The organism is bacterium, assembly GCA_022763185.1.
GTDB lineage: Bacteria > Bdellovibrionota_G > JALEGL01 > JALEGL01 > JALEGL01 > JALEGL01.
This window is the reverse complement of sequence record JALEGL010000006.1, coordinates 58,302-78,379: the sequence shown is the minus strand read 5'-3', so window position 1 is coordinate 78,379 and position 20,078 is coordinate 58,302. Positions and strand designations below refer to the sequence as shown.

Annotated in this window: 16 protein-coding genes; 8 read left to right on the top strand and 8 right to left on the bottom strand. The window is 36.5% G+C overall.

Annotation, left to right across the window (positions count from 1 at the left end; translation table 11 throughout):
- Nucleotides 1-125: 125 nt before the first annotated feature.
- Nucleotides 126-2,834, bottom strand: coding sequence for a CotH kinase family protein (locus MRY82_03005; protein ID MCI5071899.1), 2,709 nt, complete (start codon nucleotides 2,832-2,834; stop codon nucleotides 126-128).
- A 134-nt stretch (nucleotides 2,835-2,968) separates the two neighbouring features.
- Here MRY82_03005 and MRY82_03000 point away from each other — a divergent pair, with 134 nt between their 5' ends.
- The 5 genes from MRY82_03000 to MRY82_02980 all read left to right on the top strand — a co-directional run bounded on the left by MRY82_03000 (nucleotide 2,969) and on the right by MRY82_02980 (nucleotide 8,379).
- Nucleotides 2,969-3,664 (top strand): DUF4956 domain-containing protein, encoded by a 696-nt coding sequence (locus tag MRY82_03000; protein MCI5071898.1) that lies wholly within the window; start codon nucleotides 2,969-2,971, stop codon nucleotides 3,662-3,664.
- Nucleotides 3,665-3,670: 6 nt separating this feature from the next.
- The gene (locus MRY82_02995; protein MCI5071897.1) at nucleotides 3,671-4,417 is read left to right on the top strand and encodes a VTC domain-containing protein; all 747 of its coding nucleotides are present in this window, start codon (nucleotides 3,671-3,673) and stop codon (nucleotides 4,415-4,417) included.
- Nucleotides 4,418-4,463: 46 nt separating this feature from the next.
- A complete protein-coding gene (locus tag MRY82_02990; GenBank protein MCI5071896.1) occupies nucleotides 4,464-5,306 on the top strand; it encodes an SDR family NAD(P)-dependent oxidoreductase in 843 nt (280 codons plus the stop codon).
- Entirely contained in the window at nucleotides 5,303-6,721 is a 1,419-nt protein-coding gene (pyk, locus tag MRY82_02985) for a pyruvate kinase (protein MCI5071895.1), read from the top strand. The genes MRY82_02990 and pyk overlap by 4 nt, the downstream gene beginning before the upstream one ends.
- A gap of 245 nt (nucleotides 6,722-6,966) precedes the next feature.
- Nucleotides 6,967-8,379 carry a pyridoxal-dependent decarboxylase gene (locus MRY82_02980; GenBank protein MCI5071894.1) on the top strand — a complete coding sequence of 471 codons (1,413 nt, stop codon included), beginning with the start codon at nucleotides 6,967-6,969 and terminating at the stop codon, nucleotides 8,377-8,379.
- Here the strand turns inward: MRY82_02980 and MRY82_02975 are convergent.
- Complete coding sequence (locus tag MRY82_02975; GenBank protein ID MCI5071893.1) at nucleotides 8,376-9,986, bottom strand: hypothetical protein; 1,611 nt, start codon at nucleotides 9,984-9,986, stop codon at nucleotides 8,376-8,378. The genes MRY82_02980 and MRY82_02975 overlap by 4 nt on opposite strands.
- 182 nt (nucleotides 9,987-10,168) lie before the next feature.
- On the opposite strand from MRY82_02975, the gene MRY82_02970 reads away from it, so the two are divergent.
- From MRY82_02970 to MRY82_02960, 3 genes are read left to right on the top strand one after another with little or no spacing between them, the layout of a single operon-like run.
- A complete protein-coding gene (locus MRY82_02970; protein MCI5071892.1) occupies nucleotides 10,169-10,933 on the top strand; it encodes an alpha/beta hydrolase in 765 nt (254 codons plus the stop codon).
- A 33-nt stretch (nucleotides 10,934-10,966) separates the two neighbouring features.
- Nucleotides 10,967-11,839: a cation diffusion facilitator family transporter gene (locus MRY82_02965; GenBank protein ID MCI5071891.1), complete on the top strand. Its 873-nt coding sequence runs from the start codon at nucleotides 10,967-10,969 to the stop codon at nucleotides 11,837-11,839.
- Between the two features lie 5 nt (nucleotides 11,840-11,844).
- Entirely contained in the window at nucleotides 11,845-12,549 is a 705-nt protein-coding gene (locus tag MRY82_02960) for a glycosyltransferase (GenBank protein ID MCI5071890.1), read from the top strand.
- Between the two features lies 1 nt (nucleotide 12,550).
- Here MRY82_02960 and MRY82_02955 read toward each other — a convergent pair whose 3' ends face one another.
- The 6 genes from MRY82_02955 to ispG all read right to left on the bottom strand — a co-directional run bounded on the left by MRY82_02955 (nucleotide 12,551) and on the right by ispG (nucleotide 20,030).
- The gene (locus MRY82_02955; GenBank protein ID MCI5071889.1) at nucleotides 12,551-13,636 is read right to left on the bottom strand and encodes a hypothetical protein; all 1,086 of its coding nucleotides are present in this window, start codon (nucleotides 13,634-13,636) and stop codon (nucleotides 12,551-12,553) included.
- 119 nt (nucleotides 13,637-13,755) lie between these two features.
- A complete protein-coding gene (locus MRY82_02950) occupies nucleotides 13,756-14,571 on the bottom strand; it encodes an LOG family protein (GenBank protein ID MCI5071888.1) in 816 nt (271 codons plus the stop codon).
- A 77-nt stretch (nucleotides 14,572-14,648) separates the two neighbouring features.
- Nucleotides 14,649-15,941 (bottom strand): MFS transporter, encoded by a 1,293-nt coding sequence (locus MRY82_02945; protein MCI5071887.1) that lies wholly within the window; start codon nucleotides 15,939-15,941, stop codon nucleotides 14,649-14,651.
- 19 nt (nucleotides 15,942-15,960) lie between these two features.
- A complete protein-coding gene (locus MRY82_02940) occupies nucleotides 15,961-16,809 on the bottom strand; it encodes a mechanosensitive ion channel (protein MCI5071886.1) in 849 nt (282 codons plus the stop codon).
- 50 nt (nucleotides 16,810-16,859) lie between these two features.
- Nucleotides 16,860-18,047, bottom strand: coding sequence for a hypothetical protein (locus MRY82_02935; GenBank protein MCI5071885.1), 1,188 nt, complete (start codon nucleotides 18,045-18,047; stop codon nucleotides 16,860-16,862).
- A 6-nt stretch (nucleotides 18,048-18,053) separates the two neighbouring features.
- Nucleotides 18,054-20,030: a (E)-4-hydroxy-3-methylbut-2-enyl-diphosphate synthase gene (gene ispG / locus MRY82_02930; GenBank protein MCI5071884.1), complete on the bottom strand. Its 1,977-nt coding sequence runs from the start codon at nucleotides 20,028-20,030 to the stop codon at nucleotides 18,054-18,056.
- Nucleotides 20,031-20,078: the final 48 nt, after the last annotated feature.

Here is a 20,078-nt window from a genome sequence, read left to right as displayed (position 1 = left end):
ACCCTGGTGCAAGACGAGCGCTAACCTTGTTAGCGGAGTAATTAATAACAGGATCAAGTTATACGTCAATAAATAAATACCTTGTATTTAAGCCAATTTTTGAAACACTGTTCTATCTTTTCACATCATTGCTGATTTAAAAACCGAGTTTGTATCAGTTTAAAAGTGTCTATTTGTCTTTCCATTGGAACTCGAACTTCAACATTTCTTGAGGCCTTTAAAGCATCCAGTTGATTAATGATATTTGATTTTTGATCTGATGAAATCAACATTGAGTTTTTTATGTCTGTAATCAAAATCCCTCCTTGATAGTAATACTGACTTTTTTGATATGCTTTCGCCCAAGTCTCAACATTTAAAAAAGTTGATTTTGAATCTTGCACAATAGATAAATCTTTCACTGCTAGAGCAAGTGCTGTGTTTTTAAATTTATTTTCTTCTAAAATAGCTACACTTGCTTCACCAATACTAATAGCTTTGTCTTGATTTGCATTAAAAACACATGATCTAACTTTAACTTCACTGCCCATCATATCTACACCATCATTACCAGTATTACTAAAGGTAGATTTTTCGATTACACCAGTGGCATAATCCAAGTCTAAGCCGTCCGCAAAGGATGAATCAAAAATACTTTGATCTATTTTAAAACTCTGAACTTTTTTAAAATTCACCATATCGTCATAAACAGTATTATTTTCAGCTCTAAAATTTTTTAATTTAACATCTTTAACATTGTATAAAGATAACATGCCGGTATACAAAGCTCCATTATACTGACCGCCACTTCCACCGTTTATTGAAAAATAATCAAACACTGCCTTATTTGCAGATTGAACAACTACAGCCCCAAAAGCTTCTCTTTGATCAATTGGCTTAATGACTATAGGCTGATCAAAAGTACCCTTCGCTATAAAGTCCCCCTGCACAATAAAATTAACTTTTGAACCTAAGCTTAGTGTTGTTCCAGGAACAATAATTACTTTTTGCCCTGGTAAAAATACTGTATCTTTTTTTATAGTAACACGACCAGGCCCAATATAAACATCTGGTTTAGGATCTTTAATGCTAATAACATTGTATTGTATACTTTGCTTACTATTAAAACCGTTATTTTTATTTTGCTCAACCTGTACATCAAAAAATTGCCCTGTAACTAAATTTTTAAAAACAAGCTTTTGAATACCTTTGCCTTTTTTAAGAATATAACTATGATTTTGTGAAACACGTATTGCTCTGTATGAGGAATGCCAATTTTCAAATTCATTTAATTCAATTCTGGGATAAAAGACTCTTTGTATATCATCACCCTTCACTCTATTTTTCACCACTTGATTATCAATACTCACCCACTCTATGGCAGCTTCTCCAGCAATATTCAGGTTAAGAGTGTCTTGCTGACGATGATCAGAAACTATTGATGCTTCAACTTTAACTTCTTCTAAAGCATGCTTAATAACTCTAGAACGTTCCAAAGCATACTGCATAACTCTTTGATAATCATCATAAACCTCATCACGATATATTTCTAAAGCTGTTCCTATTCCAGTGTTCTCATTCAATTTAAACCATAGTGGCTGGTGCACATTTTTAGCTTGCGCATATAAAGGTAGAATGTTTTTTTTAAAAAAGCTTAACGTATTTGATGTGACTCTATCTTTTTCTTCTATTTTTAATAACTGATATAAATATTGGTTTTTTTTTAAATATAAATCTGAATAACGTAAAATATTAAGCTGCGGTAGCGCTAAAGGCCAAAAAAGATCTATATCTTTTGCTTCTGCTCCTTGCCCATGCCCCCACAAATCCCAAGCAATTATTTTCAATTTTCCAGTAGCTGGGTCATGTAAAATTTTCCAGTTGTGCAACCTATCCGTATGCCTACTGCCAAGCCAATTTTCTAACGCCATTAACTTTACTAAGCTTTCAACATCAAAAATCGCCTCAAACTTTTTTCTATTATCTTTACTAGGATTTACAAAGCTTTCTTGCAGAACACTTTGAGCCTGCCCCAATCTTAAAAAGTCATCTTTTAAGATATTGTTATTGTGGCTTACCTTTTTCCAAAATTTTTTATCTGCCCAAACGTCTGTACCTAACTTAAAAACTTGATTAGGATGAAACATACGTCCAACGGGTTCAATCTCTCCTGAGTAAATGTCCCCAGGTAACTCTCGATGTTTCCTTAACCACTCTTCTTCTAAAGCTCCAACAAACTGAAATGGCCCCCAATTTTGTCCATTGACAAAAACACGAACAAAAGTAATATCTTCGCTTAATAAATCAATTTTTTTGGCTAATGTAGCGCCTATAACTCGTTCGACACCTGTTGCACTTCTAGGGTTAATTAAATTAAACTTTCTATAACCTAAAAAACTTTTACCCTTTTCCATTTTAATTTTTATTGACGGTGTATCAACTCCCCAATGATAAGAATAATCACCTCGAATGCGAACTTTTATATTTTGATAGTTTTTTTCCCATGTTTTTGCCCAAGCATTTTTCCAATCTGGATGTGGTTTTTCTTTAACATTTTTCCATGCTCGTAAAGTATTTTCTGGGATCTTCAACTCTATCGTTGGCAAGTTAATTTTGGTTGGGTAGGTGACCTTCCATGTTAAAGCGTTGTATATTTTAGCTTGAGAATGCTTTTTTAGATACAAGCTGCGCGCTTTTTTATCATGAATATTTACTTCACGTAAGTCACGAGAAACTGTTGCAAACCTAGCCAAATCATAGTGGAAACGAATTTTTTCACTTATATAAAAAGTACCTACGGCCAATACGATCCATTGCAAAATAAATCTTTTTGAACCTATTAATTTAATACGCATAACATTATTATATAATTAAGTTTATACATGATCGTTAGTATTATATAAACCTTTCAACCTTGCTTTACAAAATAGTTCTTGAACAATACCTAATGCTTGTCAAGGTCACTTTTTTTTCATAACCTCAGTCAAGCATGGATCAGTTATTTTCTTACTTTAACTACAGTCAACTTCAATCTCCGCCCATGGGATCTTTTGATATGGTTCGCTTAAGTATGGCCATTGTTCTTAGTTTTATACTGAGCATGATGGTGAGTAAATTTTATCAGCGCTTTCATCGCAGCCGTGGCTTAGAGCTTCACTTCTTAATATCATTGGTTTTACTTAGCATGGTGGCTGCCTTTATCATGCAAGCGGTGGGCAATAACCTGGCCAGGGCTTTTTCTCTGGCTGGAGCTTTATCCATTGTGAGATTTAGAAATGCCGTTAAAGATATCATTGATATTGTTGCCATCTTCTTTGTCATGGCCATTGGCATTGCCTGCGGGGCCGGTTTTTTTGCTCTGGCTATTTTATCAACCGTACTGATCAGCTTTCTCTGGTGGGTTATCAGTGAAAGTATGTTTGCCATGACGCACGAACAATTGATTACCTTGCAATTTAAAGCTTCCACCCCAGACTTAATGATTCAAACCTTTAAAACTGATTTAAAAAAAACCGTCTTGGCTGCGGACTTAAGACAGATCAATCAAGCGCAAAACAATGAAAACCTTTATACCTTTGACTTAAAGCTTAATGGTAAAGTCCCTGCTGATCAATGGTTTGAAAACCTTAAAGATCTGGTTAATCATAAAAATATTTCTGCCAGTGATTTTTCTATCTACCTCTAGACAGCCATGCGCATATCTTCAAGAATAGAGTTAAAGTATCCCTGTTCTTTTGATCATTTAAATAAAATTAAAACAATACTCAAGGACCATCCAAGTTGGCAATTTGACGATTACTGTTATGATCAAAAACCCTACTGGGTGGCTTCCTTGTATTGGGACAGCCCTAATTTAATCAATTATCATGACTCGCAAGATGGTGTGTTGAAAAAATCAAAATTGCGTTTACGCAGCTATGCCAGCTCTGATACAAACGATACTGGCTTTAAAGTTTTAAAAGCAGAAGTCAAGCATAGACAAGGCAGAGTCTGCTACAAAGCAGTTAAAGCTATTCATCCTCAAATTCTTGCACAAGATTATCTTTTACAGAATGACTGCCCATCTATTTTTAGCCCTGAGCTTTGGCACTATTACAGAAAAAACACCCCTTCATATAAAAAACAAGTCATGCAGGCTGTGGTTACTGTTTTGTATCAACGCTTAAGCTTTGTTCACTGCAATCAAAAAAGCAGGATCACTTTAGATTCAAACATTATCCCTTTATCTCCAGATTTATTTTTACAAGCTTTTCAACAGCGCTGCCAGACGCAAAGCATGCTGGGTGTTTTGGAATTAAAGGATTGCGATCTTAAACATGCTGAAATCAATAAAATTATTGCTTTAAGTGATTCAAAAAAAGAAAAGTTTTCTAAATACAACCAAGCCTTAGATACAATCATCCAAAAACCGATCTTTGCCGGGCTTAATCGTATTTGAACAGCAATATATTTACAATTTTAACAGACCTTGTATATCAATAATCATGCAACTTTCATCAGAATCTGTCGTTGTCATTACCGGTGCCTCAAAAGGCATAGGTAGAGCCACGGCTTTACGTTTGGCCAAATACAAATGTAACTTTTTGCTTATCGCCAGATCTGATCAGCTTTTACAGCAACTAGCCAAAGAGTTAGAGCACTTGGGTGCCAAAGCTATTTGCATTGTCGGCGATTTATCAAAAAAAACCACTTCAAGCAAAATAGCCAAGTGCATCAACCAACAGTTCAAACGCATTGATGTACTCATCAATAATGCAGGTTATGGTTACTATGCTCCTATTGAACAAATCAATGATAAAAACCTAGAAAGTATTTTTAGATGCAACCTTTTAGCACCCTTGTGGTTGATGCAAAAGTTAACGCCATTATTTAAGCAGCAAGGCTTTGGACATATTGTTAATATCTCTTCTGTTATAGGTGTCCGCTCTATCCCAGGAAGCAGTGCCTATTGCATGAGTAAATTTGCGCTCAATGCTTTAGATGAATCGGCATACCTAGAATTGAAACCTTTTGGCATTAATTTCAGTCTGGTGTGTCCAGGATTAACCAAAACAGAGTTTCAAGAAAACTCAAACAATGCCCATTTAAACCCAGGTCTATCCAATAAAATTGGCGCCAGCGCAGAGTCTGTTGCCAAAGCCATAGATCATGCCATAGCATCCAATACAAGAAGGGTTTATTTGACTTTTTGGGGTAAATTGTTGGTCTATTTGCAACGCATGTCGCCTGCTCTGCTTGACTGGATCATGCTTCATTACTATAAAAAAAGAGCCCAAAAAAAGAGCCCAATTCAAACTCTAAGCCACAAAACGAGGAAATCGGTATGAATAGAAAAACCAAAGTTATTGCCACGCTAGGACCAGCAAGTTGGAGTGAAAAAAACATCACTCGCTTAATCAAATTAGGCGTCAATATTTTTAGGCTCAATTTTTCTCACGGTACCCATGAACAACATGCAGAGCTTATTAAACGTATTCGTGTGCTTGCACAAAAAGTCAATCATCCTGTAGGTATCCTGGCTGATTTACCGGGACCTAAATTGCGTTTAGGCTTATTTGAAGACAACGAAACACTTTTTTTAAAGGCCAACAGTACTTGGATTCTAACAACAGAAAAAGTTTTAGGCAAAGACGGTATTTTACCGGTTGATTTTCCCAAGCTGCCTTCATTATTAAAAAAGAATGATAAAATTTTACTTGCTGATGGCAAGCTACAATTGATCGTCAGTAAAATTACCGGTCAAAAAATTCATTGCAAAGTAACTGTTGGTGGAGAACTTAAAGAGCGTCAAGGAATCAATATCCCCGGAAAAAAACTGGATATCCCGGCTTTTACTTTTAGAGATAAAAAGGCTATCAAAATGCTCAAAGATGTCCAAGTTGACTTTGTAGCTTTATCTTTTATCCAAACTGAAAAAGACATTATTACTGTACGCAAAGAAATGAAAAAATTGGCGATTGATATCCCCATTATAGCCAAAATAGAAAAGCCTGAAGCTTTGCGCCGTATAGATAATATTATAAAACTTGTTGATGGCATTATGATTGCCCGTGGTGACTTGGGGGTTGAAATAGAAACTGAAAAAGTGCCTGTGATTCAAAAGCAACTTATTCGTTTAGCCAACAAAGCCTTCAAGCCAGTGATCACCGCAACGCAAATGCTAGAATCCATGACCCACAATTCTCGTCCTACAAGAGCGGAAACAACGGACGTTGCCAATGCCATTTGGGACGGAACTGATGCCGTTATGCTTTCTGGAGAAACCGCATCTGGAAAATATCCCATGGATACGGTTAAAACCATGATTAAAATTATCAAGTACGCAGAAAGTCATCGTGACTTTTCTTGGCATCCGGATTTTCATGATCCTAAAAATCCGCAACACTCGGTTTTAAATGCAGCTGCAAAAATTGCTGATCCAAAATTACATAAAGGCATTGTAACTTACACTGAAAGCGGCAATACTGCCATGATGCTATCCAAGATGCACCCTGAAGTCCCCATTTACGCTCTAACCCCGCATGTAAAAACCTGTCAAAAGATGAGCTTGATTCGTAATGTCCGCGCATATATTAGTCCAGCTGCAGAATCCATGGACCAGCTCATTGCCTATGGTGATGAAACTTTAATCAAAGAAAAAATCTTTAAAAAGAAAGATACTGTTGTTATCACTGCTGGCTCAAGACTCAGCATAGGTGCTACCAATATGATGAAAATTCATCATATCGGTGATTTTGTATAAAAGAAACTGTTTGTGGATATAACCTAAAGCCATGATAGTTTTTTAGTGGTTTAAGTTTAAAGGCACAGGATTGAAGAAAAAGAATGGGCTTTGTTCAAGGTGTTTTAATTGGGCTTGCCCAAAAACGGTCTGATTGGGTGGAATTATTTTTTCTCTTCTTTGCGTATATACAGCACTGTAGTATAGGTCCGATAAATACCCTGGAATGAAGTGACCTCTGATTCTTTTTCTGTTATGACAAGCGCATGCAACAGCATTTTGATCTAGAATTAACACAAAAAGTTCTCAATTTAATTCATGAGAGCTTAAGCTTTGATAAACCAACAGCCATAATTGATTATCTATCACCGCAAGAAAGGCAAGAAAAAATAAGTTTGGATCTGCCGCAAACTGGTCTCAAAGCTGAACAACTTTTTGATCAAATCAAAACCTATATTGATAACAGTGCAAAAACTTACCATCCTTACTTTGCCAACCAACTATGGTCGGGGTTTTCTTTTCCTTCTTTTTTAGCGGAAATGGTCAGCACTGCCTTTAATACTTCTATGTACACCTATGAAACCGCACCCATTGCAACCTTGGTAGAAAAAAAAGTTATTACCGAATGTTTAAATTTAGCCGATTTTAACCAGGGTGAAGGGATTTTCACCACTGGCGGTAGCGCATCAAACTTATCTGCGTTATTGGCAGCAAGAAATCACTTTGACGCAAGCATTGCTACAGATGGCTATAAGCATAACTTGAGTATGTTTGTGTCTAAAGATGCCCATTATTCTTTTGCCAAAGCTGCCAATGTTATTGGCCTTGGCATCAACAATATTTATAAAATCAATACTCTAGACAATGGAAAAATGGATGTAACGCATTTACAAGAATGCATTGAAAAGAGTTTACAGAAAAAACAAACACCTTTTTTTGTCTCTGCAACTACAGGTACTACTGTCAGAGGAGCTTTTGATTCTATCAATGCCATTGCTGACGTAACTGAACAATACAAACTATGGTTGCATGCGGATGGGGCATGGGGAGCATCGGTTTTATGGCACAAACAACATAAAAACCTTATGCAAGGCTTGGAACGTGCAGACTCTTTAGCTTGGGATGCCCATAAAATGCTGGGCCTTCCACTCATGTGCGCCATGCTTTTATTTAGAGAAAAAGGCATGTTAGCCAAAGCACATAACCACGGAACATCTGATAAATATATCTATAGAGATACAGAAGCTGAGTATAACTTAGGGCCTATCTCCATCCAGTGTGGACGCAAAGTTGATGCTTTGAAATTATATCTAACTTGGCAAGCCTTAGGACATGACGGTCTACATGATCATATTGATGGGCTTTTTAAACAAGCAGAATTTTTTGCTAACTGTGTGCAAGAACACCCTCAGTTTAGACTATTTGGTCCAGTGGAGTCTCTCAATATTTGTTTTCAATATATTCATCCAGAACAAACACAAGAACAAAACAATGCCTTGAACCTTGCCATACGCACAAAGCTATTACATTCAGGTCAAGCCATGATCAATTATGCTTATATTGGGGATGACTTAATTATTCGCTTAATTTTAGCTAACCCTCATATGACCCAAGATCAATTGCATCAATTATTTAAAATGATAGAAAATACGGCTCTTGAAATTTTAGAGATATCTTAATATTTTTTGGTTATTTTGATATAATTGAACCAATCTTTTAAAAAAGACCTTAAATTCCACTGATGTTGAAATTGAGCATAATTTTCTTTTCCTACCCTAGACATATAGTTGTATTGTTGGCAAAGACTTGAAAACATTTCATAAAAGCTTGTATCCTTGTCATAAATATGTGTTGGCTCAGCACTCCCTCCATTGAGCTCAATAATTTTTATACTCTCCTCATCAATTTCATTGGCTTTTAAATTATATTTTAAGTCAAATCTTCCAATATTAATTCCCTCAACATTGTTTAAAATAGTATTCAATATGTTTTTAAGTTTTTTATTATTGTAGTGTGCACCATTTTTAAAAATACAACCCTGGTTATGATTACCCTCTTCTGTTAAGAAAAACTTTTCTTTATCATCTAAAACCCTATTCCATTTTTTCCAATGTTTCTTAAAATAATTGGGTGCAAATAACTTTAAATAACTATCTTGCATGACAAGCTGCTTTAATTGCTTTTTTCCATCACCAATCACATAAGGAAATTGTTTGTCGGTTATAGAAAAAATATCAAAACTGTTTTTATTTTTCATAAAATACAAACCCATCTCTTGTTTTGCAGTTGACATTTCTTGAATAAGAAAACTGAACGTTGAATTATCCTTGTATTGTTTTAATTCTTCTTTAGTGTTTATTTTTTTTACCATTAGTCCTCTATGACCAACTACTGGTTTAACATAACAAGGAAAGCCAATATCATGTTCTCTCATCAAACCAATGATTTCTGAAAGTTGATAGTTTTTATTTTTTTCAATCATACACTGCGCCAATAAAAACTTCTTGGGAATAGCTTGCAGTATTTTATCCAGATCATTTTTACTTTCTCCAACAATACCACTGTTGCAAATAGCGGGATTACAATAAAGAAAATAACTGATTCCTCTATATTTTATGGTTAGATATATAAAGTAAGGCAGCATCATGCCGTACATCCAAAGTGATGGCCAAAACTCTTTGTAAATTAATCGGTAAAAAGCTATCCGCTTCACTTTAAATGCATCAAAACTCAGTTCTTTCCATTTCAATATAAAAATGATTGTTTTAAAGACAACTATGCTACACAGCATGGCGCTTAAAGCAATCAGTGTTTTATGTGTCCACTGTTCAGCATTAAAATGCTGCGCAAAAAAAGTAACAAATGCAAAACCCATACTGATTTGAAAAAATGTGGCTAAAGATAAAATACCTATAAACCTTGACACTGAATAATTTTGGTAGCCTAGATACGTATAAGTGACCAAGCGTGTCCCAGGTAAAAATCGCGTCATCAACAGCCAAACATCCATGGATTCAACACCTTTAATCTTCTCTAAATTATCTGGAACTTTCTTTAAAATAAATTTACTGTGTAGCCGCTTTGACCCATAGCCCGCAAAATATAAGCCTAAATCTCCAAACACAATACCCCCAATATAAGCTGCCGCTAAGTAGATACTGTTGTGCTCATGTGAAAACAATGCATAAAAAAAAGCTGCATCTTCACTGATAAAGGTTGTGAAAAATAAGCTTAAATACGGATGGGATACAATATAGTCTTTTATTACTGCTAACAAAGTCGTCATCGGTTATTTTATTTTAAATTTAATATATTCATGGTAGTTACCGGCAATTGTATGTATTTTTAATAACTTGAACCGTCATAACATAGATCTAAATGCGACACCTTATATTTTATATTTTTATGCTACTGTTTCTTTGTGCTTGTTTTCCTTATCAGAACTTAATTCATGAAAGTTCTGCTTCCGTGAAAAACAACCCAAACAATCAATTTAAACAGTTAAGCTACGGTCAAAAAAACCTAAGTTATATCTACTCCAATCCACATAAACATAAAAAAATAGTGGTCTTTGTACATGGATCACCGGGCTCCTGGAAAAGTTTTTCTCAATATCTGAGTAACCCACAACTACAAGAAGTCTTTGGTCTTTTGGTTGTTGATAGACCGGGGTACGGCCAGTTTATTTCGCAAGGGCCAGAAGAATCCCTTGCCGTACAAGCTAAAATGCTCAATGCTATCCTTGAAAAACACTTTGATTCAAGTTATTCAATTACCCTTTTGGGACATTCTTATGGTGGCCCATTAATTGCCAAAATGGCCTTAACCCTTGGCGACACTCTTAATATTGATACCCTCTATTTTTTAGCAGCATCTCTAGACCCCAATTTAGAAAAAACCAAATGGTTTCAATATCCTGCCCAATGGCAAGTTTTTCAATGGTTCATACCAAAACCCTTGATTCACTGTAATGAAGAAATTTTACATCTCAAACAAGATTTGGTTTCAATGAAGCCAGAACTTAAGCAGCTAGCAAAAAAAAACATACTCATTTTGCATGGCAAAAAAGACAACTTGGTACCCGTTGAAAATGTAACTTATATGCAAAAGCACATGTCGGTTCCAAACGCCAACATTACCCTACTGGATGATACCAACCATTTCATTCCCTGGTCAAACCATGACCTTATTGTAAAAACACTTTTAATGGTCGCTGAGAAAAAAAATATTTAACTTAGCTTCTATACCTGTGATAAAGCTTTATGTATGCATATGCATTCTTACCATAAAAGCCAGCGCGTATTATGGTTAGCATTACTTCTCAATCTTTTTGTTTCTGTTTTAAAACTGTCTTACGGTTTATGGTCATCTTCTTTGGCTGTCTTGGCTGATAGCGCACACTCTTTTGCCGATAGCAGCGCCAGCATTATTGGTTTAATTTCTGTTTACTTTGCATCTCAACCTAAAGATGAAAACCATCATTATGGCCATCAAAAGTTTGAAACTTTAGCCATTTTAGTTATTTCTTCGCTTATTGCTTTAACTGCCTGGGAACTTTTTACCCACGCCCTTGATAAAATAATTCATGGCTCACAGCCCAAATTTCATCCTATTGGCATTGCCATCATGCTTATTACCATGCTTGTTAACTTTTTTCTCTCTCGCTATGAATTGAAAAAAGCGAAAGAATACAACAGTGATATTCTACATGCAGATGCTCACCATACTGCCAGTGACTTTTGGGTTTCTTTAAGCGTTCTAGTAACTTTGGTTTGTGTCTATTACAAAATTTATTGGTTAGATGCTCTATTAACTCTATTTATTGCTGTATTTTTGGCTTATACTGCCTTTAAAATTTTTAAAGAAACAATGCTGGTTTTATCAGATGCTGCTTTCATCAACACTGAAGATGTTTATGCAATTGCCTTCTCTGTTCAAGGTGTTTTAGAATGTCATGATATCAGAACCCGCGGTAAAAAAGGCAATGCATTTGTTGACTTGAGCATCAGAGTTGATCCAAAAATGAGTATTTATGATGCTCATGAGTTAGCCCATCGCATTGAAGATAAAATCAAAGCCACCATGCCTGGTATTCAGGATGTTCTGATTCATACTGAACCCTATATCAAAGAAAAGTAAAGCTCATGATTTCAATTATTTTTTCTTGTTTCAATGAAGAACACAATCCTTTTTTTACTAAGGCTCTAAATCTTTATAGCTCAATGCAAGATATTCAACTGATTTGTGTAGACGGTGGTAGCCGTGATCAAACAATACGCATAATTAAAAAATACAAAAATATAACTTATTTTTCCCTGGCTAACAGCTCACGTGCGGCTCGCCTAAACTTAGGTTTAAAGCATGCTAAAGGTGAAGTGATTGTTTTACATCATCCACGATCTATTCTAAGTATGGATGCATTTAAACAGCTTAAAAATGTACAGTCTAACATGTGGGGTGGCTTCACCCACAGCTTTGATCAAACTGGCTTTTTATATAATTTTACTTCTTGGTATTCCAATACTATACGCTTTAAATATAGGCATATTGTTTACCTTGATCACTGTATATTTTTACACAAGAGTTTTTTAAACCATCAACCTTTGCTTGACGATGTTAAAATTTTTGAAGACACATTATTATCAAAGAGACTAAAGCAATACAGCAAGCCTATTTTATTCACTGCCCTAAGTACAACTTCATCTATACGCTTTAAAAAAAATGGTTTATACAAACAAGCCCTACTCAACCAAGTTGCTAAAATATTATTTATTATGGGTGTTCAGCCAAACACCATTGATAAGCTTTATGAAAGAAACTTAAACCTTAACAGTCGATCAAATGATTAGCTTATAACTTGCTCTGGCGAAGCTGCTCTAAATAAGTATAATTCCAATCACTCTTGTCTACATTTTGGAGATACTGTGTTAACTGCTCTGTTTTAATTAAATCCCAACCTTTTTCTTGCTGGATATCTTCAATTAAACATGCTGCATAAAAAACTTCCAAATTAAAATCTACTTCTGTACCCAATAAATTATATTTATCAAAATAATACATCAAACGTTTTAGGACATTGTATTCCGAATTTTTTTTGTGCAATCTTTTATAGACCAACATCAAATTCACAAATTTTGCATGTTCTTGTAAAGAGTTTAATTCAACCTTTTGATTATAAAGCTTTTCATCTAATTCAAACAGCAAGTCTCTAGCCGTATAAGTTTGGGCCAAATCTCTATAAAATATAATATAAAATAATTGATTTTTATCCGTCAACCTTCTGTTATCTTCAGCATGAAAGTCTTTATCTTCATTATCCCAATAGGTTGGATCAAAGTCCGTAAAATATAAAACATCCTTAGTAAAGTAAAAAATAGTTGGATAATCATGCTTGGGTAAATTATCAACAGTGTTTTCTGTTGATAGGTAGACATTTTTTAGAAGAGATGGAAATTGGCTTTTAATCTTATCAAATGCAATGGTCATGATTCCAGTATATTGATTGCACTCGCCTTTAGCATTTTTAATACATTCACTTAATGAAGCTATACCATCAGGGTTTTTTTGATCCACCAACTCATATTCTAATAATTCAGTGGCTGTTTTTCCTGCCCATTTTAATGCATCTAAAAAAGGATTATCACTATTTGATAAATCAAACTCAGAACTTAATTCATTTATTTTTTCTTCTACTGTTCTTAAAACATAATCTTTATCACCAATCACCAATGACTGATATAAAAAATTTGTGCTATCCCGAGTAAGTTTTTTTCTTAGTTTTGAATCATTGGGGAACTCAATTTTTTGATCTTCACTGTCAAACGGAATATTTTCAACAACTTCATATTGAATATTTTTACCGTATCTCTGCCATAAAGTCTGACCCTGCACGGAAACAGCAAAAAATACAATAAGCAAAAATCGATAACACTTCATTTTAATTTTCCCCACTAAGTTACAGTTATCTTTGATCTGGATAAACTCTTAATCTACAGATAGCACAGTGCAACTTATAAAAACAACCAAAATATATGCTCTAGCAATTTATTTGATTATTACGGGAGAACTTTTGTTAGATACTGGTATGCATCTTCCACGGTGTCTGTAAAATAAACGAGATCTATATCTTTATCACTGATGGTCCCCCAATCAGCCATGGCATGCATGTTTAAAACATCATTCCAGTACTCAGTTCCATAAATAAGAACCGGAATTTTTCTTTTGATTTTTTGAGTTTGCATGAGGGTCATTAATTCTGCTAGCTCATCTAGAGTGCCAAAGCCCCCAGGAAAAATAACCAAGGCTTTGGACTGATAAGCAAACCAATATTTACGCATGAAAAAATAGTGAAATTCAAAATTAAGTTCTGGGCTGATATATGGATTACTGTTGGGCTCAAAAGGCAATGAAATATTCAAGCCAATGGACCTACCCTTGGCTTGCTTTGCTCCTTTATTGGCAGCTTCCATCATCCCTGGACCACCACCAGAACAAATATAATATTTTTGTTTCTTGCCGTGGGTTTGCTGTGTCCATTGCGTTAAGCGTTTGGCTAAGTCTACTGCGTCTTCATAGTACTGAGCCAGCTTCACCTTTTTCTCTAAACGGTGAATTTTTTGTGCTTGTTTTGTGGTGGTTTTTTTTTTGCCGAGTTTATTTAAAAATGCTTTGTGCTCTTTTTTTGCTTCCTTAAGTGGAACAGAGCGAGCTGAACCAAAAAAGACAATGGTATCTTCTACACCTTCTTTGGCTAAAGCTTCTTCAGGCCCTAAATACTCTGATAAAATCCTAACCGGTCTTGCTTCGCGTGAATGAATAAAATGCTCATTTTCATAAAACTTGTCGAGCTGTCGCTTGGAGGTTTTTTTCATCCTGACAAAATAGCAGATCAATTTTTAAGCGTATAGTTTTATTCAGATTTGCCGGCAGATAAAATAAGCTTAAAGCTTTATTTTAAAACTTCATCTGTTCGCTTACCCAAGAGATAAAGACATATCAAACCCGGTATAGCCATCAGCATTCCACTGATAAAAAACTGCGCATAGCCAGCATGTTGAACATTCAATAATGTATTGACTTGCATGTATTCAATCAACTGTCCGGCGAAACCAGAAAAAAATGTGCGTCCAAAAGAAGCCAGACTTGCAAATAAAGCATATTGGCTGGCAGTAAAGCTTTTATTGGTTAACTTGCCCATTAAAGCCACCAAAGCTGCTGTACCGATGCCACTGGACATGTCTTCAAAAAAAACAACCCCCGCGAACACCATTTTTGTTGTAACATAGGCTAAGATTGCATACGCCCCTGTAGATAGAGCTTGTAAGATTCCGCCAACCCATAAGCCGGCCTTATAACCAAAGCGATAAATCACACCTCCGCCAATAAAAAGACCTGCCATGGAGGAGAAGAAACCTACCGTAGAGCTAATTGCACCAATGTCTTTATTACTGTACCCCAAATCTGCATAGAAAGGAGAGGTCATCGATCCACATATTGCATCACCAAATTTGTACAGTAAGATAAATAACAAGATTAGAACTGAAGATTCACGTTTGAAAAAATCAAGAAAAGGGTGAACAACCGCTTGGGTTAATGAAGATACCTTCTTATTGTAATTCTCTGGCTCATCTGCCCACAAGGTCACCAATACACCTAAAAGAGCAAAGAAAGATAACAAACGAAACATTTGATTAAAAGTCCAGTTCCAAGTATCTGCATCAACAATCCAGATACAAAATCCACTGGCCACCCACATCGCTAGACGATAACCATAAACCCCAAACGATGCACCCACACCCAGCTCACTCTCATCTAAAATTTCATTTCGATAAGCATCCACCGCAACGTCATGCGTAGCACTAAAAAAGCACAATAAAAAGCCTGCAATGGCGATCAAGGTTAAGGATTGTTGCGGTTGAGCAAAACTTAAGGTTAAAAAACACAAAGCCAAGGCAATTTGCGTCATGGCCAGCCAGCCCCTTCTGCGACCAAATGATTTAAAAAATGTATAGCGATCTAACAAAAACGCCCAAACAAAATTCCAAGAATATGGGAGTGCTAAAAATGACATAAAACCTATGGTGGATAAATCAATGCCTTCTCTGCGCAACCACAATTTTAAAGTTTTATAAATGACCATGATAGGTAAACCACTGGAAAACCCTAAGAAAAGAACAACCAACATTCGTTTCTGTAAGAGCAGCATTAAAAGTTCTTTAAACGAATGCTTTTGCTTTTCCATAATCAATGACCTCTTTATTTTAATTTGTTTCAGCTTCTTTTTTTACATGAACGTCCATTTGTGGAAAAGGAATTTCTATTTTGGCTGCATCCAAAGCTGTCTTAACTTGATAAAGCATATCCTCATGCAATGCCCAGTAATCTTTGACATCACACCAAATACGTACTTTCCAGTTGACTGCTGAATCTCCTAAGCCAGATAATACCACTTGTGGTGCTGGATCTTGCAACCCTAATTTTGTCTTGGCTATAGCCTCTTCCAGTGCTTTACGGGTAGCATCCATATCTGCTGTATAAGAAACACCCACTTCAACATCAACGCGTCTAGTTTCAAAACCTGCATAATTTTTTATGGTTGAACCAAAAACATTGCTGTTGGGCACCGTAATTTTAACGTTGCTTATATTTCTAAGTACTGTGCTAAAAATTTGAATTTCTTCTACTGTTCCAGACTCACCACCGGCTTCAATAAAATCACCGACTTTAAATGGTCTAAACAACAAAAGCATAAAACCGGCAGCTAAATTGGATAAGGTCCCTTGTAAAGCTAAACCTACCGCTAAACCAGCTGCACCTAACATGGCAGCTATGCTGGTGGTTTTAATGCCAAAAACATTCAAGCATGAAAGTAAAATCAAACCCAAAACCAAATAACGAACTATACTGGCAATAAACTTGGTAATGGTAAGGTCAATGGCGGTTCGTCCAAGGACTTTTTTAATGGTGTTTCTGGCCCAAAGGGATAGCATCCAACCAATAAAAAGCAAGCCAATGGCTAAAAGTATTTTTACACCATACTTTATGCTTAACTCAAGCATCCATTCTTTATTGGCTTCTACACTGTCAAACGATAATTTTGAAAAATCCATGCCTACTGACTAGCATTTGCTCCCTCAGCTGGCAAGTTTATGACCACAAGTTAATCTTTGACGGCTTTAACAAATTTTTGCATAAAAAAACCATCTGTTCCGTCTGTGTCCGGTCTAAAATACACAGGCTCACCTTGTGTAATAAAATGATGATGCTTCAATAAAAAGTCATTGCACACTTTTTCATTTTCATTTTTATTCAGCGAGCAGGTAACATAAAATAAGCTACCGCCATCTTTTACATATTGGCTATAACGGCTCAATATTGTTTTTTGTAATTTAGGAAAAGATTCAACCCAAGTTGGAGTCATGGTCCATTTTGCTATAGGGTTGCGACGAAGCGTTCCTAAACCCGAACACGGTGAGTCAACCAGCACCTGGTCAAATACTTTTTGTCCAACAATAGGCTTAGGGTCATCTTGCCCTACCCATTGAGTTTGAACATTCTTAACGCCCAAACGCTTGGCTCTTTGACTCAGCTTCTCTAAAACACGGCTATCACAATCTGTGGCTAAAATTTCTCCACTGTTTTCTAAAAGTGCCGACATAGCAAAACTTTTTCCACCTGTTCGCGCACAGGCATCGAGTACTTTAGCGTGCTTAGGCAAATCCATTTTTAATATACAGAGCTGACTGGCTTCATCTTGCGGTTCCAACCATCCATTTTTATAGGCACGGTGATGTTTGATATTGGTTCTTTGTTCCAGTTCAATGGCCCAAGGTGAGTAAGCTCCTGCTTTTGCGGCAATGTTTTCTGCCTTTAAAAACTCTAAAACAGAATCTCTATCGGTTTTAAGCGTATTCACTCTAAAAACCGCTTTGGCTGGCTCGTTCATAGCCAAAGCCAAATCTATGCTGGGTTCAAAACCAAACTGCGACACCCACAATTGTAAAAGCCAAGTCGGAAAAGAAACTTCAATGGCTACTTTATCTAAAGCTTGTTTAGACCAATACACATAGTCAAATGATTCTTTCATGACCTTGGTTTCATTTAGTTTTTTTTCTATCAAGGTCCAATTCATTTGACTGGGTGCAATATCGCCCCATAGTTTCCGGCGCCAGCGTATACAATCAAAAAACAAATTGCTCAGATGACGCCGCTCACTGGAATGCAGCTGACGTGATCCAAGAATATTTTTTTTTGCAAAGGCAAAACTTTGCCCTGGATTCGAAAAAGAAAGTAACACAGCTTGTTGAAGAAGATCCCAAGCGTGACCAGAGATCTTTTGTTGATCCATCACCCTCTAAGCTCTGGGCTCTATCCATTTATTGTGCGCTTTGATAAGCGCAATCAATTCTTCATCGGCTTTATCACTGGGAATACTGCGTTTTACACATTCTTTTCCCACGTATAAATTAATATGACCTGGACCAGAACCTACATAACCAAAATCAGCATCGGCCATCTCTCCAGGACCATTCACAATACAACCCATAATGGCAATTTTTAAACCCTTAAGATGCCCTGTTTTACTGCGTATTCTTGCCGTGGTTTCTTGTAAATCAAACAAGGTTCTTCCACATGATGGGCAGGCTATAAAATCGGTTTTAGTCATCCGTAAACGTGAAGCTTGTAAAACCAAATAACAAAGGTCACGATTGAACTGTGCACCAAAAACACTCTCTACTTCAACCGAGTCTCCCAAGCCCTCACATAACAACGCGCCAAGTTCTACAGCAGCTTTGAGTTGCGTGGCTTCTTTGTTGTGTTTTTCTTCCCCGACATACACCAAGTGTAAGGGTAGCTGCATGTTGTGCTTGTCCATCCATACTTTTAATTTTCTAACAATCGCAATTAAACTGTGTCCTCTTACCTCAAAACCAATTTTATGCTTTGTAAAAAACTCAAGATCCATATTGGCCAGTTGATCAACATCACTGAGCCATTCAAAACGCAACCACAACAGTTTATTATCAATCATCGGCAATAGCTTGCTTGCATACTGCTTTTCCCCCCAAACTGGACTGACCATGACACTCAGCTCATCATAATCTTCCGGCGCAATATCCAAGCTCTGCATTTGCAAACTTTGAATGCGTATGCATCTAGAAACCTTGGCTTCCTGACACGCTTGCATAACTTTATGCTGGTTGTTTTTATCGTTTGGGGTCTCCAGCTTAAATACAGCCTTTTCAATAGGGTAATCTTCATCTTTGAGCAATTCCAAATTGTTTTCACTAAGCTGTCCTACTGCAGCTCTCACCAAATGTTTGTGTCCGTAGCTGATATTAGCTAAATCATAATTTTCACTGGCATGACGATGGTACTGATACATATCCCAACTGGGAATAATGTTATCCATTTTATCTACTTCTCTTTCTTGGCTGGCTGTTGCAATCGGACGCTCATATAAAGCCAGTAAAGCTTTGGCCACCGGGATTTCATGCTCTGGGTCTTCGGTCAATGATACCCTGATGGTATCGCCTAGACCATCCGCCAACAAACTGCCAATGCCCATGGCGGACTTGATTCTGCCATCTTCTCCATCTCCAGCTTCAGTCACACCCAAGTGCAAAGGATAGTGCATGTCATTTTGCTGCAGATGACTGACCAAAAGCCTATAGGCTTGAATCATCACCATCGGATTAGAGGCTTTCATGGATAGCACAATGTTATGAAAATTTTCACTCTTGGCAATACGCAAGAACTCCATGGCAGACTCCACCATGCCTAAGGGCGTATCGCCATAGCGGCTCATGATTCTATCAGACAAAGAGCCATGGTTGGTGCCAATACGTAAGGCTACACCATTTTCTTTGGCTTTGTTCAATAAGGGTAAAAAGGTATCATAAATTCTGTCCAACTCTTCTTGATACGCAGCATCGGTATACTCAACCATATTAAAGGCTTTTTTATCAGCAAAATTGCCGGGGTTGATTCTGACTTTTTCATAAAGCTCACACGCTCTTAAAGCGACTTTGGGTTGAAAGTGAACATCGGCCACCAAAGGAATGTGCAGATTGCGCTTTTGCATTTCTTTTCGAATTTCCACTGTGTTTTCCAATTCGCTTAAGTTGGGCGTGGTGATTCGAACAACCTGACAGCCTACATCTTTAAGCCGCTCTATTTGATCAACGGTTGCCAGTGTATCTTTGGTGGGTGTTGTGGTCATAGACTGAACAACAATTTTATGTTGTCCGCCTATTTTAATATCTCCTACCGATACTTCATTGGTTTTACGACGATATGCATGTAAAAAATTATTGGTGTACGCAAGCATGCAACACTTATCTATAAATTTATGACTTTCGTCAAGCGCTCAAAACAA

What these genes read in the sequence shown, in the direction of transcription:
- MRY82_03005 (MCI5071899.1), bottom strand. Translation starts at nt 2,834, where the DNA reads ATGCGTATTAAATTAATAGGTTCAAAAAGATTTATTTTGCAATGGATC.
- MRY82_03000 (MCI5071898.1), top strand. Translation starts at nt 2,969, where the DNA reads ATGGATCAGTTATTTTCTTACTTTAACTACAGTCAACTTCAATCTCCG.
- MRY82_02995 (MCI5071897.1), top strand. Translation starts at nt 3,671, where the DNA reads ATGCGCATATCTTCAAGAATAGAGTTAAAGTATCCCTGTTCTTTTGAT.
- MRY82_02990 (MCI5071896.1), top strand. Translation starts at nt 4,464, where the DNA reads ATGCAACTTTCATCAGAATCTGTCGTTGTCATTACCGGTGCCTCAAAA.
- pyk (MCI5071895.1), top strand. Translation starts at nt 5,303, where the DNA reads ATGAATAGAAAAACCAAAGTTATTGCCACGCTAGGACCAGCAAGTTGG.
- MRY82_02980 (MCI5071894.1), top strand. Translation starts at nt 6,967, where the DNA reads ATGCAACAGCATTTTGATCTAGAATTAACACAAAAAGTTCTCAATTTA.
- MRY82_02975 (MCI5071893.1), bottom strand. Translation starts at nt 9,986, where the DNA reads ATGACGACTTTGTTAGCAGTAATAAAAGACTATATTGTATCCCATCCG.
- MRY82_02965 (MCI5071891.1), top strand. Translation starts at nt 10,967, where the DNA reads ATGCATATGCATTCTTACCATAAAAGCCAGCGCGTATTATGGTTAGCA.
- MRY82_02960 (MCI5071890.1), top strand. Translation starts at nt 11,845, where the DNA reads ATGATTTCAATTATTTTTTCTTGTTTCAATGAAGAACACAATCCTTTT.
- MRY82_02955 (MCI5071889.1), bottom strand. Translation starts at nt 13,636, where the DNA reads ATGAAGTGTTATCGATTTTTGCTTATTGTATTTTTTGCTGTTTCCGTG.
- MRY82_02950 (MCI5071888.1), bottom strand. Translation starts at nt 14,571, where the DNA reads ATGAAAAAAACCTCCAAGCGACAGCTCGACAAGTTTTATGAAAATGAG.
- MRY82_02945 (MCI5071887.1), bottom strand. Translation starts at nt 15,941, where the DNA reads ATGGAAAAGCAAAAGCATTCGTTTAAAGAACTTTTAATGCTGCTCTTA.
- MRY82_02940 (MCI5071886.1), bottom strand. Translation starts at nt 16,809, where the DNA reads ATGGATTTTTCAAAATTATCGTTTGACAGTGTAGAAGCCAATAAAGAA.
- MRY82_02935 (MCI5071885.1), bottom strand. Translation starts at nt 18,047, where the DNA reads ATGGATCAACAAAAGATCTCTGGTCACGCTTGGGATCTTCTTCAACAA.
- ispG (MCI5071884.1), bottom strand. Translation starts at nt 20,030, where the DNA reads ATGCTTGCGTACACCAATAATTTTTTACATGCATATCGTCGTAAAACC.